Source organism: Cupriavidus gilardii (genome assembly GCF_013347325.1).
Classification (GTDB): Bacteria; Pseudomonadota; Gammaproteobacteria; order Burkholderiales; family Burkholderiaceae; genus Cupriavidus; species Cupriavidus gilardii.
This window is the reverse complement of record NZ_CP054626.1, coordinates 2,130,656-2,148,126: the sequence shown is the minus strand read 5'-3', so window position 1 is coordinate 2,148,126 and position 17,471 is coordinate 2,130,656. Positions and strand designations below refer to the sequence as shown.

Annotated in this window: 19 protein-coding genes; 17 read left to right on the top strand and 2 right to left on the bottom strand. The window is 67.5% G+C overall.

The genetic code is table 11. The features are described from left to right. Positions 1–309: 309 nt before the first annotated feature. The 4 genes from FOB47_RS19880 to FOB47_RS19865 all read left to right on the top strand — a co-directional run bounded on the left by FOB47_RS19880 (position 310) and on the right by FOB47_RS19865 (position 3,770). The gene (locus tag FOB47_RS19880; protein ID WP_174781908.1) at positions 310–1,341 is read left to right on the top strand and encodes an RluA family pseudouridine synthase; all 1,032 of its coding nucleotides are present in this window, start codon (positions 310–312) and stop codon (positions 1,339–1,341) included. A 55-nt stretch (positions 1,342–1,396) separates the two neighbouring features. Beyond that, positions 1,397–2,056 (top strand): HAD-IA family hydrolase, encoded by a 660-nt coding sequence (locus FOB47_RS19875; protein WP_053822171.1) that lies wholly within the window; start codon positions 1,397–1,399, stop codon positions 2,054–2,056. Then, a complete protein-coding gene (locus FOB47_RS19870) occupies positions 2,049–2,492 on the top strand; it encodes a Rieske (2Fe-2S) protein (RefSeq protein WP_053822170.1) in 444 nt (147 codons plus the stop codon). The genes FOB47_RS19875 and FOB47_RS19870 overlap by 8 nt, the downstream gene beginning before the upstream one ends. Positions 2,493–2,603: 111 nt before the next feature. Then, a complete protein-coding gene (locus FOB47_RS19865; RefSeq protein ID WP_151022603.1) occupies positions 2,604–3,770 on the top strand; it encodes a S49 family peptidase in 1,167 nt (388 codons plus the stop codon). A gap of 30 nt (positions 3,771–3,800) precedes the next feature. On the opposite strand, the gene FOB47_RS19860 is transcribed toward FOB47_RS19865, so the two are convergent. Both FOB47_RS19860 and FOB47_RS19855 read right to left on the bottom strand, forming a co-directional pair. After that, on the bottom strand, positions 3,801–4,532 hold the full coding sequence (locus FOB47_RS19860) for an SAM-dependent methyltransferase (protein WP_053822169.1): 732 nt from the start codon (positions 4,530–4,532) through the stop codon (positions 3,801–3,803). Positions 4,533–4,573: 41 nt separating this feature from the next. After that, complete coding sequence (locus FOB47_RS19855; protein ID WP_244959341.1) at positions 4,574–5,221, bottom strand: Maf-like protein; 648 nt, start codon at positions 5,219–5,221, stop codon at positions 4,574–4,576. Positions 5,222–5,458: 237 nt separating this feature from the next. Here FOB47_RS19855 and FOB47_RS19850 point away from each other — a divergent pair, with 237 nt between their 5' ends. From FOB47_RS19850 to FOB47_RS19790, 13 genes are all read left to right on the top strand, one after another. Further along, a complete protein-coding gene (locus tag FOB47_RS19850; protein ID WP_053822168.1) occupies positions 5,459–6,055 on the top strand; it encodes a DUF177 domain-containing protein in 597 nt (198 codons plus the stop codon). A gap of 132 nt (positions 6,056–6,187) precedes the next feature. Then, entirely contained in the window at positions 6,188–6,367 is a 180-nt protein-coding gene (gene rpmF / locus FOB47_RS19845) for a 50S ribosomal protein L32 (RefSeq protein WP_006577657.1), read from the top strand. Between the two features lie 174 nt (positions 6,368–6,541). Next, a complete protein-coding gene (gene plsX, locus FOB47_RS19840; protein ID WP_053822167.1) occupies positions 6,542–7,621 on the top strand; it encodes a phosphate acyltransferase PlsX in 1,080 nt (359 codons plus the stop codon). Positions 7,622–7,753: 132 nt separating this feature from the next. Next, positions 7,754–8,734 (top strand): beta-ketoacyl-ACP synthase III, encoded by a 981-nt coding sequence (locus tag FOB47_RS19835; RefSeq protein ID WP_006577659.1) that lies wholly within the window; start codon positions 7,754–7,756, stop codon positions 8,732–8,734. A gap of 99 nt (positions 8,735–8,833) precedes the next feature. After that, on the top strand, positions 8,834–9,766 hold the full coding sequence (fabD, locus tag FOB47_RS19830; RefSeq protein ID WP_174781907.1) for an ACP S-malonyltransferase: 933 nt from the start codon (positions 8,834–8,836) through the stop codon (positions 9,764–9,766). A gap of 33 nt (positions 9,767–9,799) precedes the next feature. Further along, positions 9,800–10,549: a 3-oxoacyl-ACP reductase FabG gene (gene fabG / locus FOB47_RS19825; protein WP_053822165.1), complete on the top strand. Its 750-nt coding sequence runs from the start codon at positions 9,800–9,802 to the stop codon at positions 10,547–10,549. A gap of 139 nt (positions 10,550–10,688) precedes the next feature. Beyond that, positions 10,689–10,928 carry an acyl carrier protein gene (gene acpP / locus FOB47_RS19820; protein WP_006577662.1) on the top strand — a complete coding sequence of 80 codons (240 nt, stop codon included), beginning with the start codon at positions 10,689–10,691 and terminating at the stop codon, positions 10,926–10,928. 298 nt (positions 10,929–11,226) lie between these two features. Further along, on the top strand, positions 11,227–12,459 hold the full coding sequence (gene fabF / locus FOB47_RS19815; RefSeq protein ID WP_053822164.1) for a beta-ketoacyl-ACP synthase II: 1,233 nt from the start codon (positions 11,227–11,229) through the stop codon (positions 12,457–12,459). A 67-nt stretch (positions 12,460–12,526) separates the two neighbouring features. Further along, positions 12,527–12,967 (top strand): hypothetical protein, encoded by a 441-nt coding sequence (locus FOB47_RS19810; RefSeq protein ID WP_174781906.1) that lies wholly within the window; start codon positions 12,527–12,529, stop codon positions 12,965–12,967. Positions 12,968–13,152: 185 nt separating this feature from the next. Further along, entirely contained in the window at positions 13,153–13,752 is a 600-nt protein-coding gene (gene rpoE / locus FOB47_RS19805) for an RNA polymerase sigma factor RpoE (RefSeq protein WP_006578764.1), read from the top strand. A 108-nt stretch (positions 13,753–13,860) separates the two neighbouring features. Further along, positions 13,861–14,499: a sigma-E factor negative regulatory protein gene (locus FOB47_RS19800; protein WP_053822162.1), complete on the top strand. Its 639-nt coding sequence runs from the start codon at positions 13,861–13,863 to the stop codon at positions 14,497–14,499. 8 nt (positions 14,500–14,507) lie between these two features. Then, positions 14,508–15,581, top strand: coding sequence for a MucB/RseB C-terminal domain-containing protein (locus tag FOB47_RS19795; RefSeq protein WP_174781905.1), 1,074 nt, complete (start codon positions 14,508–14,510; stop codon positions 15,579–15,581). A 182-nt stretch (positions 15,582–15,763) separates the two neighbouring features. Beyond that, positions 15,764–17,248: a DegQ family serine endoprotease gene (locus FOB47_RS19790; protein ID WP_053822161.1), complete on the top strand. Its 1,485-nt coding sequence runs from the start codon at positions 15,764–15,766 to the stop codon at positions 17,246–17,248. Positions 17,249–17,471 lie beyond the last annotated feature (223 nt).

Sequence of the window (17,471 nt, the reverse complement as noted above, 5' to 3'; positions counted from 1 at the left end):
CCATCAAATTCTGTTCTACCTGAACACTCTGCTCCCACGTGAACCGAGTCCGCGCCGAACCCGCCTTTGGGCGGTTTTCCTGCGCACAGCCGGTACCGTGCGTGCTGCTTGTTACTTGATTTACTGCGACGGGCCGCCAGCGGAGCTGTCGGCCCGTACCGCCACTTTGCCCGTCCGGCGCCTGCGGATTACGCGATGGCGGGGGACCGGGCCGGGCCAGCGGTGACCCGAAGTGTAAAATGCGACAATTCGCTTACACCGCTTGCGCTGCCGGCTATGGCCGGGGTAGCGCGGAAATTATATTTGAAAATGAATGAGTTACGCCATCGAATTGAAAAAGAGGTGCGATCCGGCACGGATGCGCCCCAGGTGGCGTATGTGACCATCGGGGAAGACGCCGACGGTCAGCGGATCGACAACTACCTGCTGCGGGTGGCCAAGGGCGTGCCCAAGAGCCACGTCTACCGGATCCTGCGCTCCGGCGAAGTACGGGTCAACAAAGGCCGCGTCGACGCCACCTATCGGCTGAAGCTGGGCGACGTTGTGCGCATTCCGCCACTTCGTGTGGCGACGGCCGCCGCATCGGATACCTACGTGCCCGCGGCCTCGTTCCCGGTGCTGTTCGAGGACGCCCATCTGCTGGTGATCGACAAGCCGGCCGGCGTGGCGGTCCATGGCGGCTCCGGCGTGGCCTTCGGCGTCATCGAGCAGCTGCGCCAGGCACGCCCCGAGGCCCGCTTCCTGGAACTGGTGCACCGGCTCGACCGCGAAACCTCGGGCATCCTGCTGCTGGCCAAGAAGCGCGCCGCGCTGGTGCATCTGCACCAGCAGATCCGCGACAATGCGATGGACAAGCGCTATTTCGCCTGCGTCGCCGGCGAATTCGGCCACAACCGCCAGCACGCCCGCTTCCCGCTGTTCAAGTACACCACGCCGGACGGCGAGCGCCGCGTGCGCGTGCAGGCCGACGGCCAGCCCTCGCATACGGTGTTCAACCGCGTCGCCTCCTTCCCCGGCTACACGCTGCTGGAGGCCGAGCTCAAGACCGGCCGCACCCACCAGATCCGCGTGCATCTCGCTCAGCTCGGCTTTCCGATCGTCGGTGACGACAAGTACGGCGACTTCGCGCTGAACAAGGCGCTGGCCCGCGCCGGCGCCAGGCCGGGCCTGAAGCGGATGTTCCTGCACGCGCACCGGCTGACGTTCGTGCATCCAGGCAGCGGCCAGGCGCTGACGCTGAGCGCGCCGCTGCCGGACGAGTGCGAAACGTTCCTGCGGCAGCTCAGGCAGATCGGGCAGGCGGGACTGCCCAATCCGGCTTCCGCGACCCCATCCCCGTAGCCGGACGATATCGTTATCCCGTCCCGGCAGCCCCATTTTTTCGATCGAGAACCCCATGGCCCGGCAACGCTTCGACCTGATCGTCTTCGACTGGGATGGAACCCTGATGGATTCCACCCCGACCATCGCCAAGTGCATCCAGCTGGCGAGCCGCGACCTGGGCCTGCCGGTGCCCGACGAGGACGCCGCCCGCCACGTGATCGGCCTCGGGCTGAAGGACGCGCTCGAATATGCGATTCCGACGCTGGATCCGGTCGACTATCCGCGCCTGGCCGAGCGCTATCGCTACCATTTCCTGACGCGCGACGCCGAACTGGTGCTGTTCGAGGGCGTGCGGGACATGCTCGAGGCGCTGCGCGGCCAGCACTATTTCCTCGGCGTCGCCACCGGCAAGACCCGCGTCGGACTGCAGCGGGCGCTGGCCGCCACCGGTCTGACGGCGCTCTTCGACGCCACGCGCTGCGCCGACGAGACCTTCTCCAAGCCGCATCCGGCGATGCTGCACGAGCTGACCCGCGAGCTGGGCCAGGACATGGCGCGCACGGTGATGATCGGCGACACCACGCACGACCTGCAGATGGCGGTCAACGCCGGCGCCCACGGCATCGGCGTCTGCTATGGCGCCCACCCGGCCGATTCGCTGCGCGCGATGACGCCGCTGCACTGCGCCAGTTCGATCGCCGACCTCAGCGACTGGCTGCATACCCATGGCTGATTCCGGCCCTGACACCGGTCCGCTGGCGAATACCCCGGCCCTGCCGGTCCAGGCGCGCCGGCTGTGCGCGGCGGACGAACTGGTCGAAGGCGGCGTCGGCGTGCGCTTCACGGTTGCGGTCGGGGGCCGGGAGATCGGCGCCTTCGCGGTGCGCTTCGAGGGGCAGGTCCATGGCTATCTGAATCAGTGCGCCCATGTGCCGATGGAGCTCGACTGGCAGGAAGGCCACTTTTTCGAGTCGTCGGGCCTATACTTGATGTGCGCCACACATGGCGCGACCTATGCACCCGACAGCGGACTGTGCGTCGGCGGACCGTGCCGCGGCGCGTCGCTGGCCAAGCTGCGCGTCGAGGAGCGCGACGGCGCCGTCTACTGGATACCGGAGTCGCCGTACGACGATCCGCCCTCGCTGCCGTCGCCACCGCCCGTCCCGTAAGCGGGCACGCCGCGGCCGCGCATCGGCATCGCTTTTTTTGACGGGAAACCTTCGGGCTCCAGCGCAACGTCGGCCACGTCCGCGCAGCGGCGCCCGTTCGAGAGTATTTGCATGACAGATCAGAACAAACCGCCGGTGAATCCGAACGAGCCGGATGCCGAGCCGGGCCGCGGCGACGAGAGCCCGGGCGGGCGCGGCGCCGGCGAGCGGCTCGAAACCGCGCGCCACGCCGATTACCCGCTGGAGGCCGAGGTCCGCGATGCCGAGGCCGCCGCGCGTCGCGAGTCGGTCGAGCGCAAGGCGCGGCTCAAGGGCGAGTCGGCCGGGCCGGTCAAGACCGGCGCCGGCTGGGAGCGCGATGTGCTCGAACGCGTGCTGATGGCCACGCTGCGCGAGCAGCGGGCGGCGCGCCGCTGGAAGATCTTCTTCCGCCTGGCCGGCTTCGCGCTGTTCGCGCTGGTGCTGTTCTCGCTGTTCGACTTCAAGACCGACGGCGCCATTACCAGCGGCCGGCATACGGCGATGGTCACGCTGGAGGGCGAGATCGCCGCCGGCACGCCGGCCAGTGCCGAGTCGATCAACGCATCGCTGCAGGCCGCCTTCGCCGATGCCAACGCGGCCGGCGTGATCCTGAAGATCAATTCCCCGGGCGGCTCGCCGGTGCAGGCCGGCATCATCAACGACGAGATCCAGCGCCTGCGCTCGCTGCATCCGTCCAAGCCGCTGTATGTCGTGGTCGAGGAAATCTGCGCGTCGGGCGGCTACTACGTCGCCGCCGCGGCCGACAAGATCTATGTCGACAAGGCCAGCATCGTCGGTTCGATCGGCGTGCTGATGGACGGCTTCGGCTTCACGGGTCTGATGGACAAGCTCGGCGTCGAGCGGCGGCTGTACACCGCGGGCGCCAACAAGGGCATGCTGGACCCGTTCTCGCCGGAATCGCCGCAGCAGAAGGCGTTCGCCGAGCAGATGCTGCGCCAGATCCACGAGCAGTTCATCGCAGTGGTCAAGGAAGGGCGCGGCAACCGGCTGAAAGACGATCCGACGCTGTTCTCGGGCCTGTTCTGGTCCGGCGAGCGCAGCATCGAGCTGGGCCTGGCCGACGGGCTGGGCAGCGCCGAGTCGGTGGCGCGCGACGTGCTGAAGGCCGAGGACATCGTCGACTACACGGTCAAGGAGAACATCGCCGAGCGCGTCGCCAAGCGCTTCGGCGCCGCGGTCGGGACCGCGGCCGCCAAGACCCTGATGTGGAGTTCGCGGCTGCAGTCGCTGTATTGACGCCGGCCGGCGCGTGGGGCAGCGCGGCGTTCAGGCCGCCAGGATCGAGAAGATCGCCGGCCGCTTGTGCAATTCGAGCCGGCCCGGCTGCCAGGCCGACAGCGGCTGCGTGACGATGGTCTCGGTCGGCAGCGTCAGGTCCACCGCGATCGACAGCAGCGTGGTGCCCGCGCAGGTGGTCTTCAGCGCCGCCAGCAGCGCCTCGTTGCGATACGGCGTCTCGATCCAGACCTGGGTCTGCCGGTGCTTGCGCGACCATTGCTCCAGTTCCCGCAGGCGCTGCGTGCGCTCGGCCGGATCGACCGGCAGATAGCCGTTGAAGGCAAAGCTCTGGCCGTTCAGCCCCGAGCCCATCACTGCCAGCAGGATCGAACTGGGCCCGACCAGCGGCCGCACGCGCACGCCGCGCGCGTGAGCCAGCCGCACCAGATTGGCGCCGGGGTCGGCCACCGCCGGCACCCCGGCCTCCGACAGCAGGCCGCCGTCGCGGCCGGCCAGCACCGGGGCCAGCAGCTCCGCCAGCGCGGCCTCGGGCGTATTGACGTTCAGCTCGCGGATCTCGATCTGCTGGATCGGCCGCGCCAGCGGGCAGGTCTGCCCCAGCTTCTTCAGATAGGCGCGCGCGGTCTTGGCGTTCTCGGCGACCAGGTAGTCCAGGCTGGCGGCGATCTGCTGCACGTCGGCCGGGATCACGGCCGGCAGCGGGTCGGCCTCGTCGCGTTTGCCCAGCGTGTTGGGAATCAGGTATAGCGTGCCGCTCATGGGTCGATGTCCTCGACAGCGGAGAGGGAAGGCCCGCGGAATCAGGCCGTGAAGAAGGGATAGCCGGCGCGGCGCAGCATGCCGGTCAGCGCGATCAGCGGCAGGCCGACCAGCGCGGTCGGATCGTCGGCCTCGACGCGCGACAGCAGCGCAATGCCGAGTCCTTCCGATTTGGCGCTGCCGGCCACGTCATAGGGTTGCTCGAGCCGCAGATAGGCCTCCAGCTCGCTGTCGTCGAGCTCGCGAAAGGTCGCCAGCGTACGCACCTCCTCCAGGTGGACCTCGCCGCTGCGCCCGTCCAGCAGGCACAGCGCCGAATGGAACGTCACCGTGCGGCCGCGCATCCAGCGCAACTGCTCCAGTGCTCGCTCGTGCGAGCCCGGCTTGCCGACCTGGACGCCGTCCAGCGTGGCGACCTGGTCGGAGCCGATCACCAGCGCGCCGGGGTGACGGGCGGCGATCGCCTCTGCCTTGCGGCGCGACAGACGCAGCGCGGTCGCCTCCGGCGCCTCGCCGGCCAGCGGCGTCTCGTCGATGTCCGGCACGTCGATCTCGAACGGAATGCGCAGGCGCTCCAGCAGCTCGCGGCGATAGCGCGAGCTCGAGCCAAGAATCAGCCTGGGGGCCGCGGCCGGTGCCGAGGGAAGCGGTGCCGCGGATGGCGCGGCGGGTGTCACGGCGGAAGACATATAAGTGATTGAAGCGAAAGAGGAATGCGCAACAGGCAAAGCGCGGGCGACTTTGACTGCGGCTCAGATTTCGACGTATAATCACGCGTTTTACCGCGCAGGCATCCGCCGCGTGGCGTCCTGCCAGCGCCTCGTGCGGCGTAATGCGGAGGCCTCGTCACTCGATGGCCGCTGCGGCGACAGGACCAGCGTTCAGCAGCATTGCCAGCGCCCTGCATCACAGGCGCACCCAGCGACATGACTCAGCCCATCGACTTGCAAGCGTTCGATCTCTTCGAGTTCTGCCGGTCCTCGGGCTCGGCGGCCGGCGAGATCGCGGCGCGTGAATTGCCGCGCATCATAGCCGAGACCTCCGCCGAAGCGCCAGCCTCGGCCCCGGACGAACGGTTCCGCTACACGATGAGCGGTTCCGCCCAGGATGAAGCGGCCGAGCCCGGCAAGCCGGCGCGCCGGCGCCTGTTTCTCGATCTGGCGGTGCAGGGCAGCATGTGGCTGAACTGTCAGCGTTGTCTGGCGGTCTACGCCGAGCCGATCTCGACCGCGACCCGGTTCGAGGTGGTGGCCAGCGAAGCCGAGGCCGATGCCGCGCCGATGGACGACGACGAGATCGATGTCATCGCGGGCTCGCGCCGGTTCGATCTGCTGGCGCTGATCGAGGACGAGATCCTGCTGTCGCTGCCGGTGGCGCCGAAGCACGAGGTCTGCCCCGAAGTCCATGAGAGCCTGGTCACCGGAGCCGACGGCAGCGTCGAGCCGGAACCCGAGGACGAGCAGGAAGAAGAAAAGCGGCCGTCGCCCTTTGCGGCGCTGGCCAGTCTGAAGACGAAGCACTGACGCGCGGACCAGGTCCGCGGCGGCGCGCTTCGGCAGTAACAACGTCGTACCGTAATCAGCATCCGGCCGGGCCCGGCTACGCCTCGTGCAGGATGCGTGTGTTAATATCCGCAAATTCTCCAAGGAGTCATCATGGCTGTTCAACAGAACAAGAAGTCGCCGTCCAAGCGCGGCATGCATCGTTCGCACGATCACCTGTCCGTCGCGCCGCTGGCAGTCGAGCCGACCACCGGTGAAACGCACCTGCGTCACCACGTCAGCCCGAACGGCTACTACCGTGGCCGCAAGGTCGTCAAGACCAAGAACGACTGACGCATTCGCTCGGCGTGACGCTGCGTCCCGCACGCGCTTGCAGGTAGAAGACATACAAAGAAGCGGCAAACTCCTTGCCGCTTTTTTGTTGGCCGCGGCAAGCGTGAACGCTGGCGCCGCTTTCCCTGCGAGGCCTCCGCAGCGCGGATTCGGCGCCTCGCGCATCAGCAAACAATGACGATCAAACTCGCTATCGACTGCATGGGTGGCGATCACGGCGTGTCCGTGACGGTGCCGGCGGCGATCAGTTTTCTTGCCGCCCACGAGGATGCCGAGATGGTGCTCGTGGGGCGGCCGGATGCCATCGAGCCGCAGCTGCGCAAGCTGCACGCGCTGAACCATCCGCGCGTGACCGTGGTGGCCGCCACCGAAGTGATCACGATGGACGACCCGGTCGAGGTCGCGCTGCGCAAGAAGAAGGATTCCTCGATGCGCGTCGCGGTGACCCAGGTCAAGGAAGGCCGCGCCGACGCCTGCATCTCGGCCGGCAATACCGGCGCGCTGATGGCCGTGTCGCGCTATGTGCTCAAGACGCTCGAAGGCATCGAGCGCCCGGCCATCGCCACCACCATTCCGAACGAACAGGGCTGGGGCACCACGGTGCTGGACCTGGGCGCCAACGCCGACTGCGAACCCGAACATCTGCTGCAATTTGCCCGCATGGCCGAGGCCATGGTCGCGGTGGTCGACCACAAGGAACACCCGACGGTCGGCCTGCTGAACATCGGCGAGGAGGTGATCAAGGGCAACGAGGTGGTCAAGCGCGCCGGCGAGCTGCTGCGCGCCTCGGAGCTGAACTTCTACGGCAACGTCGAGGGCAACGACATCTTCAAGGGCACCACCGACATCGTGGTGTGCGACGGCTTCGTCGGCAACGTGGCGCTCAAGAGCACCGAGGGCTTGGCCAAGATGATCGGCAGCATGATCAAGGAGGAATTCACGCGCTCCTGGTTCACCAAGCTGCTGGCCGGCATCGCGATGCCGGTGCTGACGCGGCTGGCGCGCCGGCTCGATCCGGCCCGCTACAACGGCGCCTCGCTGCTCGGGCTGCGCGGGCTGGTGATCAAGAGCCACGGTTCCGCCGATGCCCACTCTTTTGAGTGGGCTATCAAACGCGGGTATGATGCGGCCAGGAATGGCGTCATCGCCCGGATTTCGCAGGCGTTCGCCAACAAGACGAGCACCGCGGGCACCGCATCCGCGGGCCAGGAGACAGACCCGCCCGACGCGGGTCGCAGCGCACACGCCGCATGATCCTGCCCAGCATTACCGAGGCAGCGGCGATGCCGGTGCCCCTGGTCCCACGCCTCGTGCGCCAGCACCGGCCAGGCCGGCATGCCGCCGCGCCGGGGTCGCGCTGAGTCCGGCAATACGATCCGACACCACATGACAAGCTACGCAAAAATCATCGGCACGGGGAGCTACCTGCCTCCGCGGCGCGTCACCAATCACGAGCTCGCGGCGCAGCTGGCCGAGAAGGGCATCGAGACCAGCGACGAGTGGATCGTCTCGCGCAGCGGCATCTCGGCGCGCCACTGGGCCGAGCCCGATGTCACCAGCAGCGATCTGGCGGTCAAGGCGGCCGAGCGCGCGCTGGAAGCGGCCGGCATCGACCGGCAGCAGATCGACCTGATCATCGTCGCCACCTCGACGCCGGACTACGTATTTCCGAGCACCGCCTGCCTGGTGCAGCAGAAGCTCGGCATCACCAACCACTGCGCGGCGTTCGACCTGCAGGCGGTCTGCTCCGGCTTTGCCTATGCGCTGGCCACCGCGGACAAGTTCATCCGCAGCGGCTCGCATCGCAACGTGCTGCTGATCGGCGCCGAAGTGTTCTCGCGCATCCTCGACTTCAACGATCGCACCACCTGCGTGCTGTTCGGCGACGGCGCCGGCGCGGTGGTGCTGACCGCGTCGGACGAGCCCGGCGTGATGTCCTCGGCGATGCATGCCGACGGCAGCCACGTCGATATCCTGTGCGTGCCGGGCAATGTCGCGGCCGGCAATATCACCGGCAATGCGTTCCTGCACATGGATGGCCAGGCGGTGTTCAAGCTCGCCGTCAGCGTGCTCGACAAGGTCGCGCGCGAGACGCTGGCCGCGGCCGATTTTCCGGCCGAGAAGCTCGACTGGCTGATTCCTCACCAGGCCAATATCCGCATCATGCAGGGCACCGCGAAGAAGCTGGGCCTGCCGCTCGAGCGCATGATCGCGACCGTGCACGAACACGGCAACACGTCGGCCGCATCGATTCCGCTGGCGCTCGACGTCGCGGTGCGCGACGGGCGCATTCGCCCCGGCCACCACGTGCTGATGGAAGGCGTGGGCGGCGGTTTCACCTGGGGCGCGGTGCTGCTGCGCATGTAATTCGCAAGCCGGTGCCAGCCATCGGCGCGCGGCACGATGATGTGCGCGGCCGATGCGCGATGGCGCCGACGATTCCATTTTCAAACCGATCGGAAACCGATGAAATTCTCATTCGTCTTCCCCGGCCAAGGCTCGCAGTCGGTCGGAATGCTCAATGCCTTCGCCGACAACCCGGTGGTGCGCGCGACGCTGCAGGAAGCGTCCGACGCGCTGGGCCAGGACCTGGCGCGCCTGATCGCCGAAGGGCCGGCCGAAGAGCTGAACCTGACCACCAACACCCAGCCGGTGATGCTGACCGCCGCGGTGGCGATCTACCGTGCCTGGCGCGAGGCCGGCGGCCCGGCCCCGGCGCTGGTGGCCGGCCATAGCCTCGGCGAGTATTCCGCGCTGGTCGCCGCCGGCGTGATTGCCTTTGCCGACGCGGTGCCGCTGGTGCGCTTCCGCGCCCAGGCGATGCAGGAAGCGGTGCCGGTGGGCGAGGGCGGCATGGCCGCGATCCTCGGCCTGTCCGACGACGACGTGCGCGCCGCCTGCGCCGAGGCCTCGGCGGCCGGCGTGGTCGAAGCGGTCAATTTCAATGCGCCGGCGCAGGTCGTGATCGCCGGCGGCAAGGCAGCGGTCGAGAAGGCCTGCGAGATCGCCAAGGCCAAGGGTGCCAAGCGTGCGCTGCCGCTGCCGGTGTCGGCACCGTTCCATTCGTCGCTGCTCAAGCCCGCATCGGACCGCCTGCGCGAGCGCATGGCCGGCCTGACGTTCTCGGCGCCGTCGATTCCGCTGATCAACAACGTCGACGTCGCCATCGTCGACGATCCCGAGGCGATCAAGGATGCGCTGGTGCGCCAGGCCGCGGCGCCGGTGCGCTGGGTCGAGTCGGTGCAAAAGATGGCCGCCGACGGCGTCACCCATGTGATCGAGTGCGGTCCGGGCAAGGTGCTGGCCGGGCTGACCAAGCGCATCGACGGCAATCTGGTCGGCGGCGCGATCGTCGATCCGGCCTCGCTGCAGGACACGCTGGCGCTGGTGCGCGGCTGATCCGCACGCACCGCAACAAGGAGAAACAACGGGATGAGCAAGACCCTGGACAATCAGGTCGCGCTGGTGACGGGCGCCTCGCGCGGCATCGGCCGCGCGATCGCGCTGGAACTGGCCCGGCAGGGCGCGCTGGTGATCGGCACGGCCACCAGCGAAAAGGGCGCCGCCGCGATTGGCGAGTACCTGGCCGCCGAGCAACTCAAGGGCGCCGGCGCGGTGCTCGACGTCAACGACGCGGCGCGCTGCGAGGCGCTGATCGACGAGATCGTCAAGAATCACGGCGGCATCCACATCCTCGTCAACAATGCCGGCATCACGCAGGACCAGCTGGCGATGCGGATGAAGGACGAGGACTGGAGCGCGGTGATCGATACCAACCTGACGGCGGTGTTCCGCCTGTCGCGCGGTGTGCTGCGGCCGATGATGAAGGCGCGCGGCGGACGCATCATCAACATCACCTCGGTGGTCGGTTCGACCGGCAACCCGGGCCAGATGAACTATGCTGCGGCCAAGGCGGGCGTGGAAGGCATGACGCGGGCGCTGGCCCGCGAAATCGGCAGCCGCAACATCACCGTCAATTGCGTCGCACCGGGGTTTATCGATACCGATATGACCAAGGTGCTGTCGGAAGAGCAGCATGCCGCGCTCAAGACCCAGATTCCGCTCGGCAGGCTCGGTCAGCCGGAGGACATCGCCAACGCGGTGGCTTTCCTGGCCGGTCCGCAGGCGGCTTATGTGACCGGCACCACGCTGCATGTCAACGGTGGCATGTATATGAACTGAGGGGGGCGCGACGCCTTGGCGTCACCCCCTTTTTTAGAAGAACGGGCGCATTTCTTGCGAAAGACTGCGGACGGCATTTTCAGAGGCCAAACCTGCTAAAATGCGCCCACTTTTTTGTCGAACTTCCCTGGAGGGCTAAATGGACAATATCGAACAACGCGTCAAGAAGATCGTGGCAGAGCAACTCGGCGTCGCCGAAGCCGACATCAAGAACGAATCCTCGTTCGTGAACGACCTCGGCGCCGACTCGCTCGACACGGTCGAACTCGTGATGGCGTTGGAAGATGAATTCGGCATGGAAATTCCCGATGAGGAAGCCGAAAAGATCACGACCGTGCAGCAGGCCATCGACTACGCGTCGGCGCACGTCAAGGCCTAAGCCTGTCGTATCCGGATTCCGGGCCACAGAAAACGGGCAGAGGGGTCGCCAGATCCCGTTGTGCCGTTTTCTGTGGCTTTCGTTTGTTCGAGCAAGCGGAGTTGCGGTGGGGCCGAACCTGGCTCCATCATCGGCCATCGTGCCGCCGAACTGCCGGCCGGGATTCGCGCCGTCGGTCCGGCCGGCAGATTGGCCGGTGCGCCGGCCTGCCGGCGCGGCGGAATCGCCTTGGCGCCTTGACGGTGCCGCGGGCTTCCCGCCCGTTCCGCCTTGCCTCATCCACCCGTAGGAAATCATAGTGAGCCGTCGTCGCGTCGTCGTCACCGGGCTCGGCCTTGTGTCTCCGGTCGGAAACACGGTTGCCGAAGGCTGGGCCAATCTGGTTGCCGGCAAGTCCGGCATTGCCACCATCACCAAATTCGATCACTCCGCGCTGGCCGTGCATTTCGCCGGCGAAGTGAAGGGCTTCAACGTCGAGGATTACATTCCCGCCAAGGAAGCCCGCCATATGGATACCTTCATCCACTATGGCATCGCGGCCGGCACCCAGGCCCTGCGCGACAGCGGCCTGGAAGTGACCGAGGCCAACGCCGATCGCATCGGCGTGCTGGTCGGCTCGGGCATCGGCGGCCTGCCCATGATCGAGGACACGCACGCGGAACTGACCAATCGCGGTCCGCGGCGGATTTCGCCGTTCTTCGTGCCCGGTTCGATCATCAACATGATCTCCGGCCACCTGTCGATCAACCACAACCTGAAGGGCCCGAACCTGGCCGCCGTGACCGCCTGCACCACCGGCTTGCACAGCATCGGCCTGGCCGCGCGCCTGATCGAGGCCGGCGACGCCGACGCGATGCTGGCCGGCGGCGCGGAATCGACTGTATCGCCGCTCGGTATCGGCGGTTTTGCCGCGGCCCGTGCGCTGTCGACCCGCAACGACGATCCGGCGGCCGCCTCGCGTCCGTGGGATGTCGACCGCGACGGCTTTGTGCTGGGCGAGGGCGCCGGCGTGATGATGCTCGAGGAATACGAGTCGGCCAAGGCGCGCGGCGCCAAGATCTATGCCGAGCTGTCGGGCTTCGGCATGAGCGGCGATGCGTTCCACATGACGGCGCCGAATACCGACGGTCCGCGCCGCTGCATGGTCAATGCGCTGAAGAACGCGGGCGTCAATCCGGACGAAGTCGATTATCTGAACGCGCACGGCACCTCGACGCCGCTGGGCGACAAGAACGAGTCCGACGCGATCAAGCTGGCCTTCGGCGAACACGCCTACAAGATCGCGGTGAACTCGACCAAGTCGATGACCGGCCATCTGCTGGGCGGCGCCGGCGGCCTGGAGTCGGTCTTCACGGTGCTGGCCCTGCATCATCAGGTCGCGCCGCCGACGATCAACATCTTCAATCAGGACCCCGAGTGCGATCTCGATTACGTGCCGAACACCGCGCGTGAAATGAAGATCGACGTAGCCGTCAAGAACAACTTCGGCTTCGGCGGTACCAACGGCACGCTCGTCTTCCGTCGTGCCTGAAGCCGGCTCCCGCCGGCCGCTCCCTTGCTTCCCGTTCCCGGGGCGTCATCCGCAGCGTTGGCTGCTGATGGCGTTCCTGGGCTGCGAGCTTGCCGCGTTGCTGTGGCTGCTGTGGCGGGCGGAACAGGGATGGCGGGCGGGGGAGACGGCGCCGCTGTGGTGGGCGGTGCTCGCGGCGGCGGCCACGCTCTCGGGTGTCCGCGCGTGGCGAGCCGCATGGCTGGCGGCGGCATGCCGCCTTGTCCGGATCGCGCCGGGCGGTTCGGCGACGGAGATCGTGGTCGCGTTGCCCGAGGGCGCCGAAGCGCGGGCCCGGGTCATGGCGTGCTGGCAGTTGGGTAGTGTCGCCGCGGTGCTGCGCCTGGCGCCCGCGCAGGCCGCGCAAGCCGACGTGCCGCGCGTGCTGCTGATGGGGAGCGCTGGCGTTCCCGATGGCCGCGATGAAGCGGCCGATGCCTCGCGGCGGGCGCTGCTACGCGCACTGCATGGGGCGCCGGGATCGCTTTGAACGCGGCAGGCGACACGATTGGCGGCCCAAGCGGTGCCGCTTAATGCATACTGACGCCCGGTGGCATTCGCCACCGCTGTCAATACGCTTTTCGCTCCGCGGTCGTTTCGCGGGGTGCGGCGTAGGTAAAATACAACGTTTGTTTTGACGGCGATACCAAGAGATACACTGCAGGTGAACTATTCGTGAGCGAACGCGAAGCCGACCAGCTCCTTGTTGAACGCGTCCAGCAGGGCGACAAGCGGGCCTTTGAACTGCTGGTGGCCAAATACCACCGCAAGATCATCCGGTTGATCTCGCGTCTGGTCAGGGACCCCGCTGAAGTCGAGGATGTGGCGCAGGATGCCTTTATCAAGGCATATCGCGCCTTGCCCCAATTCCGCGGGGAATCGGCGTTCTACACCTGGCTGTACCGGATCGCTGTCAACACGGCCAAGAACTACCTGGCCACGCAGGGCCGGCGGCCCGAAGCGTCCAGCGACATCGATGCCGAAGAGGCTGAAACTTTTGCGGATGGTGAGCAACTAAGGGATATCAATACGCCGGAGTCGATGCTCCATACGCGCCAGGTGGCGGACACCGTCAACCGCGCCATGGAGGCCCTGCCGGAAGAATTGCGAACCGCCATCACGCTGCGCGAGATCGAAGGCCTCAGTTACGAGGAAATCGCCGAAGCGATGGGGTGTCCGATCGGTACGGTCAGATCGCGCATTTTCCGGGCACGCGAAGCGATTGCGGAAAAATTGCGCCCGCTGCTGGGAACGGCGGAGGGCAAGCGGTGGTAGAAGTCAAAGACATGTCGTGCGGCCAGCGTTGCAGCCTGCTCCTGCATCGAGAAGCGACAGTATTGTGACGGGATTGTTCGGTGTTCGATGGTTATCGAGGGGTTGGAAATGGGTCAGGCTCACAGGCAATCGGTTCATGCGCCCGAGGCAGCGGAGCAGATTTCCGCATTGATCGACGGCGAACTGGCGCCGCATGAATTCGAGGCCGTGCTGGCGCTCGCCAAGAGCGAGCCGGGCCAGGAGCAATGGTCGGTGTTCCAGTTGATCGGCGACACGCTGCGTTCCGAGGATCTCGCCCATGCCGGCTCGACCGCGGCTTTCGTGTCGCGCTTTGCGAGCCGTCTCGAAGACGAGCCGCACCTGCTGGCGCCGGCCGCGCTGGCCGATGCGCCGGTCCGCCGCCATCGCCTTCTGCTGCGCCCGTCGTGGGTGCGCCGCGTGATGCCGGGCACCGCGATCGCGGCTGCCGTCGCGGCAGTCAGCTGGGTGGTCGTGCCGCAGATGCGCGATGCCGATCCGGCCGCGCCCGGCGCCATCGTGGCCAGCACCAGTGAAGGCGTCCCCGCGGCGCCCAAGGCCAGCGGCGTGCTGACCGTCGCGGCCGACGCCGGCCAGATGATTCGCGATCCGCGCCTGGACGAGTACCTGCGGGCTCACCGGGTGTCCGTGACGACCAATGCCATGGTGCCCACCATGCGCAACGTCGCCAATAGTGCAAGCTTCTCTCAGGACAACACGCAGGAATAATGCCGGACATGCAAAAAGGATGGGCGCCCGCCCATGCAGCGGGCGCACAAGGAATAAGGGCCCTGAGGAGGTCCTTTTTTCTCGCCTTGTGCCTGACGGCCGCGGTGGCGACGGCGCAAACGCCCGAGCCCACGCTGGCGCGCCGCGATGCCGCGGCCTGGCTTGGCAAGATTCACCGCGCCGCGCAGCGCGAAAACTACGTCGGTACTCTGATCTACCAGCGCGGCAGCGTCATGCATGCCTCGCGCATCCAGCATTTCAGCGACCTGGTGCACAACGAGTACGAGCGGCTCGAGACGCTCGACGGCAAGCCGCGCGAGGTGCTGCGCCAGAACGACATCGTCCATAGCCTGATCCCCGAGGCCAAGCTTGTCGTGGTGGAGCGCCAGGACGCCAAGGACCGCTTCCCGGCATTGCTGGCCACCAACAAGGGCGACGTGCTCGATCTCTACGAGATGCGCAGGCTCTCGCCCGAGCGCGTGGCGGGCATGGAATGCGAAGTGTTCTCGCTGGTGCCGCACGACGGTGCCCGCTATGCGGTCCGCCTCTGGGCCGAGAAGCACTCGGGCCTGCTGATGCGCGCGCAGACCATCGGCGAGGGCGGCAAGGTGCTCGAGCAGGTCGCGTTCTCGCAGATCGAGATCGGCGTGCCGTCCGAAAAGCAGAAGATCCTCGGCGCGATCAAGAATGCCAGCAACTGGCAGCGCTACGAGATCAACTATCAGCCGGCCAATATCGCCGAAGAGGGCTGGCTGATCGCGGTGCCAGTCAAGGGCTTCCAGAAGATTCGCGAGGTGCGCCGCCCGCTGGGCGATTTGCGCAGCCCGCAAGGCAGCGGCCGCGAACAGGTGTTCGAGGTGCTGCAGGTCGTCTACAGCGATGGCCTGACCGGGCTGTCGGTCTTCATCGAGCCGGTATCGGATCAGCGGGTGCGCCGCGAGGGCGTTGCCTCGCTGGGCGCGACCCAGGTGGTGGTGCGCAAGGTCGCCGATTTCTGGATCACCGTCGTCGGCGAGGTGCCGGCGGCCACGGTCAAGCAGTTCGCGGCCGCGGTGGAATACCGCGCGCCCAAGCCACGCTGAGCCGGGATGCGGCGCGCGCCGGCGCGCCCGCCCGCACACGCCCGGGCGCATTCTCCGGACATTGTCCGGACATTCTCCGGAAGTTCTTCGGACGGTTCCGTGGACAGCCTCCGGGCTGGCCCCGACTGGACCGGGCGCCCCGGCTTGCTTACCCTGTTACGCTGAACTCGCGGGAGTCGACCATGTCGTCAAACTATTACGCCGTGGCCAGGACCATGGCATTGGCCGCCGTGCTGGCGGTGGGTCCCATGCTGGCCACGCCGGTCCATGCGCAGGCCGCCGCCTCGAACTACAGCCTGCCCGACTTCACCGACCTGGTGGAGCGCGTCAGCCCCGCCGTGGTCAACATCCGCACCACCGAGCGCGTGCGTTCGCGCGGCATGACGCCCGAGGACGAGGAGATGGCCGAGTTCTTCCGGCGCTTCTTCGGCATCCCGATGCCGGGCGCGCCCACGCCGCCTGGAACGCCGCGCCGCGGCCAGCCGCCGCAGGGCGAGGAGCAGAGCCGCGGGGTCGGCTCCGGCTTCATCATCAGCGCCGACGGCTACGTGATGACCAACGCCCACGTGGTCGCCGACGCCGAAACCATCTACGTGACGCTGCCCGACAAGCGCGAGTTCAAGGCCAGGCTGATCGGCACCGACCGGCGCACCGACGTCGCGCTGCTCAAGGTCGATGCCAACGGCCTGCCGCGCCTGCAGATGGGCGATTCGAACAAGATCCGCGTCGGCGAATGGGTGCTGGCCATCGGCTCGCCATTCGGCCTGGACAATAGCGTGACCGCCGGCATCGTGTCGGCCAAGGGCCGCGACACCGGCGACTACCTGCCGTTCATCCAGACCGACGTCGCGGTCAACCCCGGCAACTCGGGCGGGCCGCTGATCAATCTGCGCGGCGAGGTGATCGGCATCAATTCGCAGATCTACAGCCGCAGCGGCGGCTACATGGGCATCTCGTTCGCGATTCCGATCGACGAGGCGCTGCGCGTCAGCGAGCAGCTGAAGTCGACCGGCAAGGTCACGCGCGGCCGGATCGCGGTGGCGATCGGCGATGTCACCAAGGAGGTCGCCGATTCGCTGGGCCTGGGCCGCGCGCGCGGCGCGCTGGTCGGCAGCGTCGAGCCCGGCGGTCCGGCCGAAAAGGCCGGCATCGAGGCGGGCGACATCATCCTGAAGTTCAACGGCCGCGATATCGAGCGCGCTTCGGACCTGCCGCGCCTGGTCGGCGAGACCAAGCCGGGCTCGCGGGTGCCGATGCAGCTGTGGCGCAAGGGCGGGACCCGTGAGGTCACCATCACCGTGGCCGAGCTCGAGCCGGATGCCAAGCCGCGTCCGCGCGCCGGCACCACGCCGGGCGATGACGGCGCGGCAGGCGCCAAGCCCAATGCGCTGGGCCTGGTGGTCGGCGATCTGTCCGAGGCACGGCTGCGCGAGCTGAAGATCAAGTCGGGCGTCGAGGTCCAGGCGGCCGAAGGGGTCGCGGCGCGCGCGGGCATCCGTCCGGGCGACGTGATCCTGCGTCTGGGCGACACCGATGTGACCAGTGCCCGCCAGTTCAACGAGCTGGTGCGCGGCCTGGACAAGAGCCGCATGGCGGCAATCTTCGTTCGCCGCGGTGACGCCACCCAGGTGTTGACGCTGCGCCCGAACGGCGGCGCCGCCCGCTGATCGACGACGCTGCCTCGTCTCCGCGTCCCCGTGCAAGCGGGGAGCCGGCGTCTTTCCGCGCGCACATCGTGCGCGTCGCCGGGTTTCCCGCTGCGTGGGGCGACGAGATAACCCTGCCGATTTCGGCTGCCCCGCATTTTCCCGTTCCGCCGCGCGATTGAGCTGCGGGACCCCCTTGAAAATCCGGTAAAATCGCCGTCTGGCGCGAAAGCCGCCGACCGTG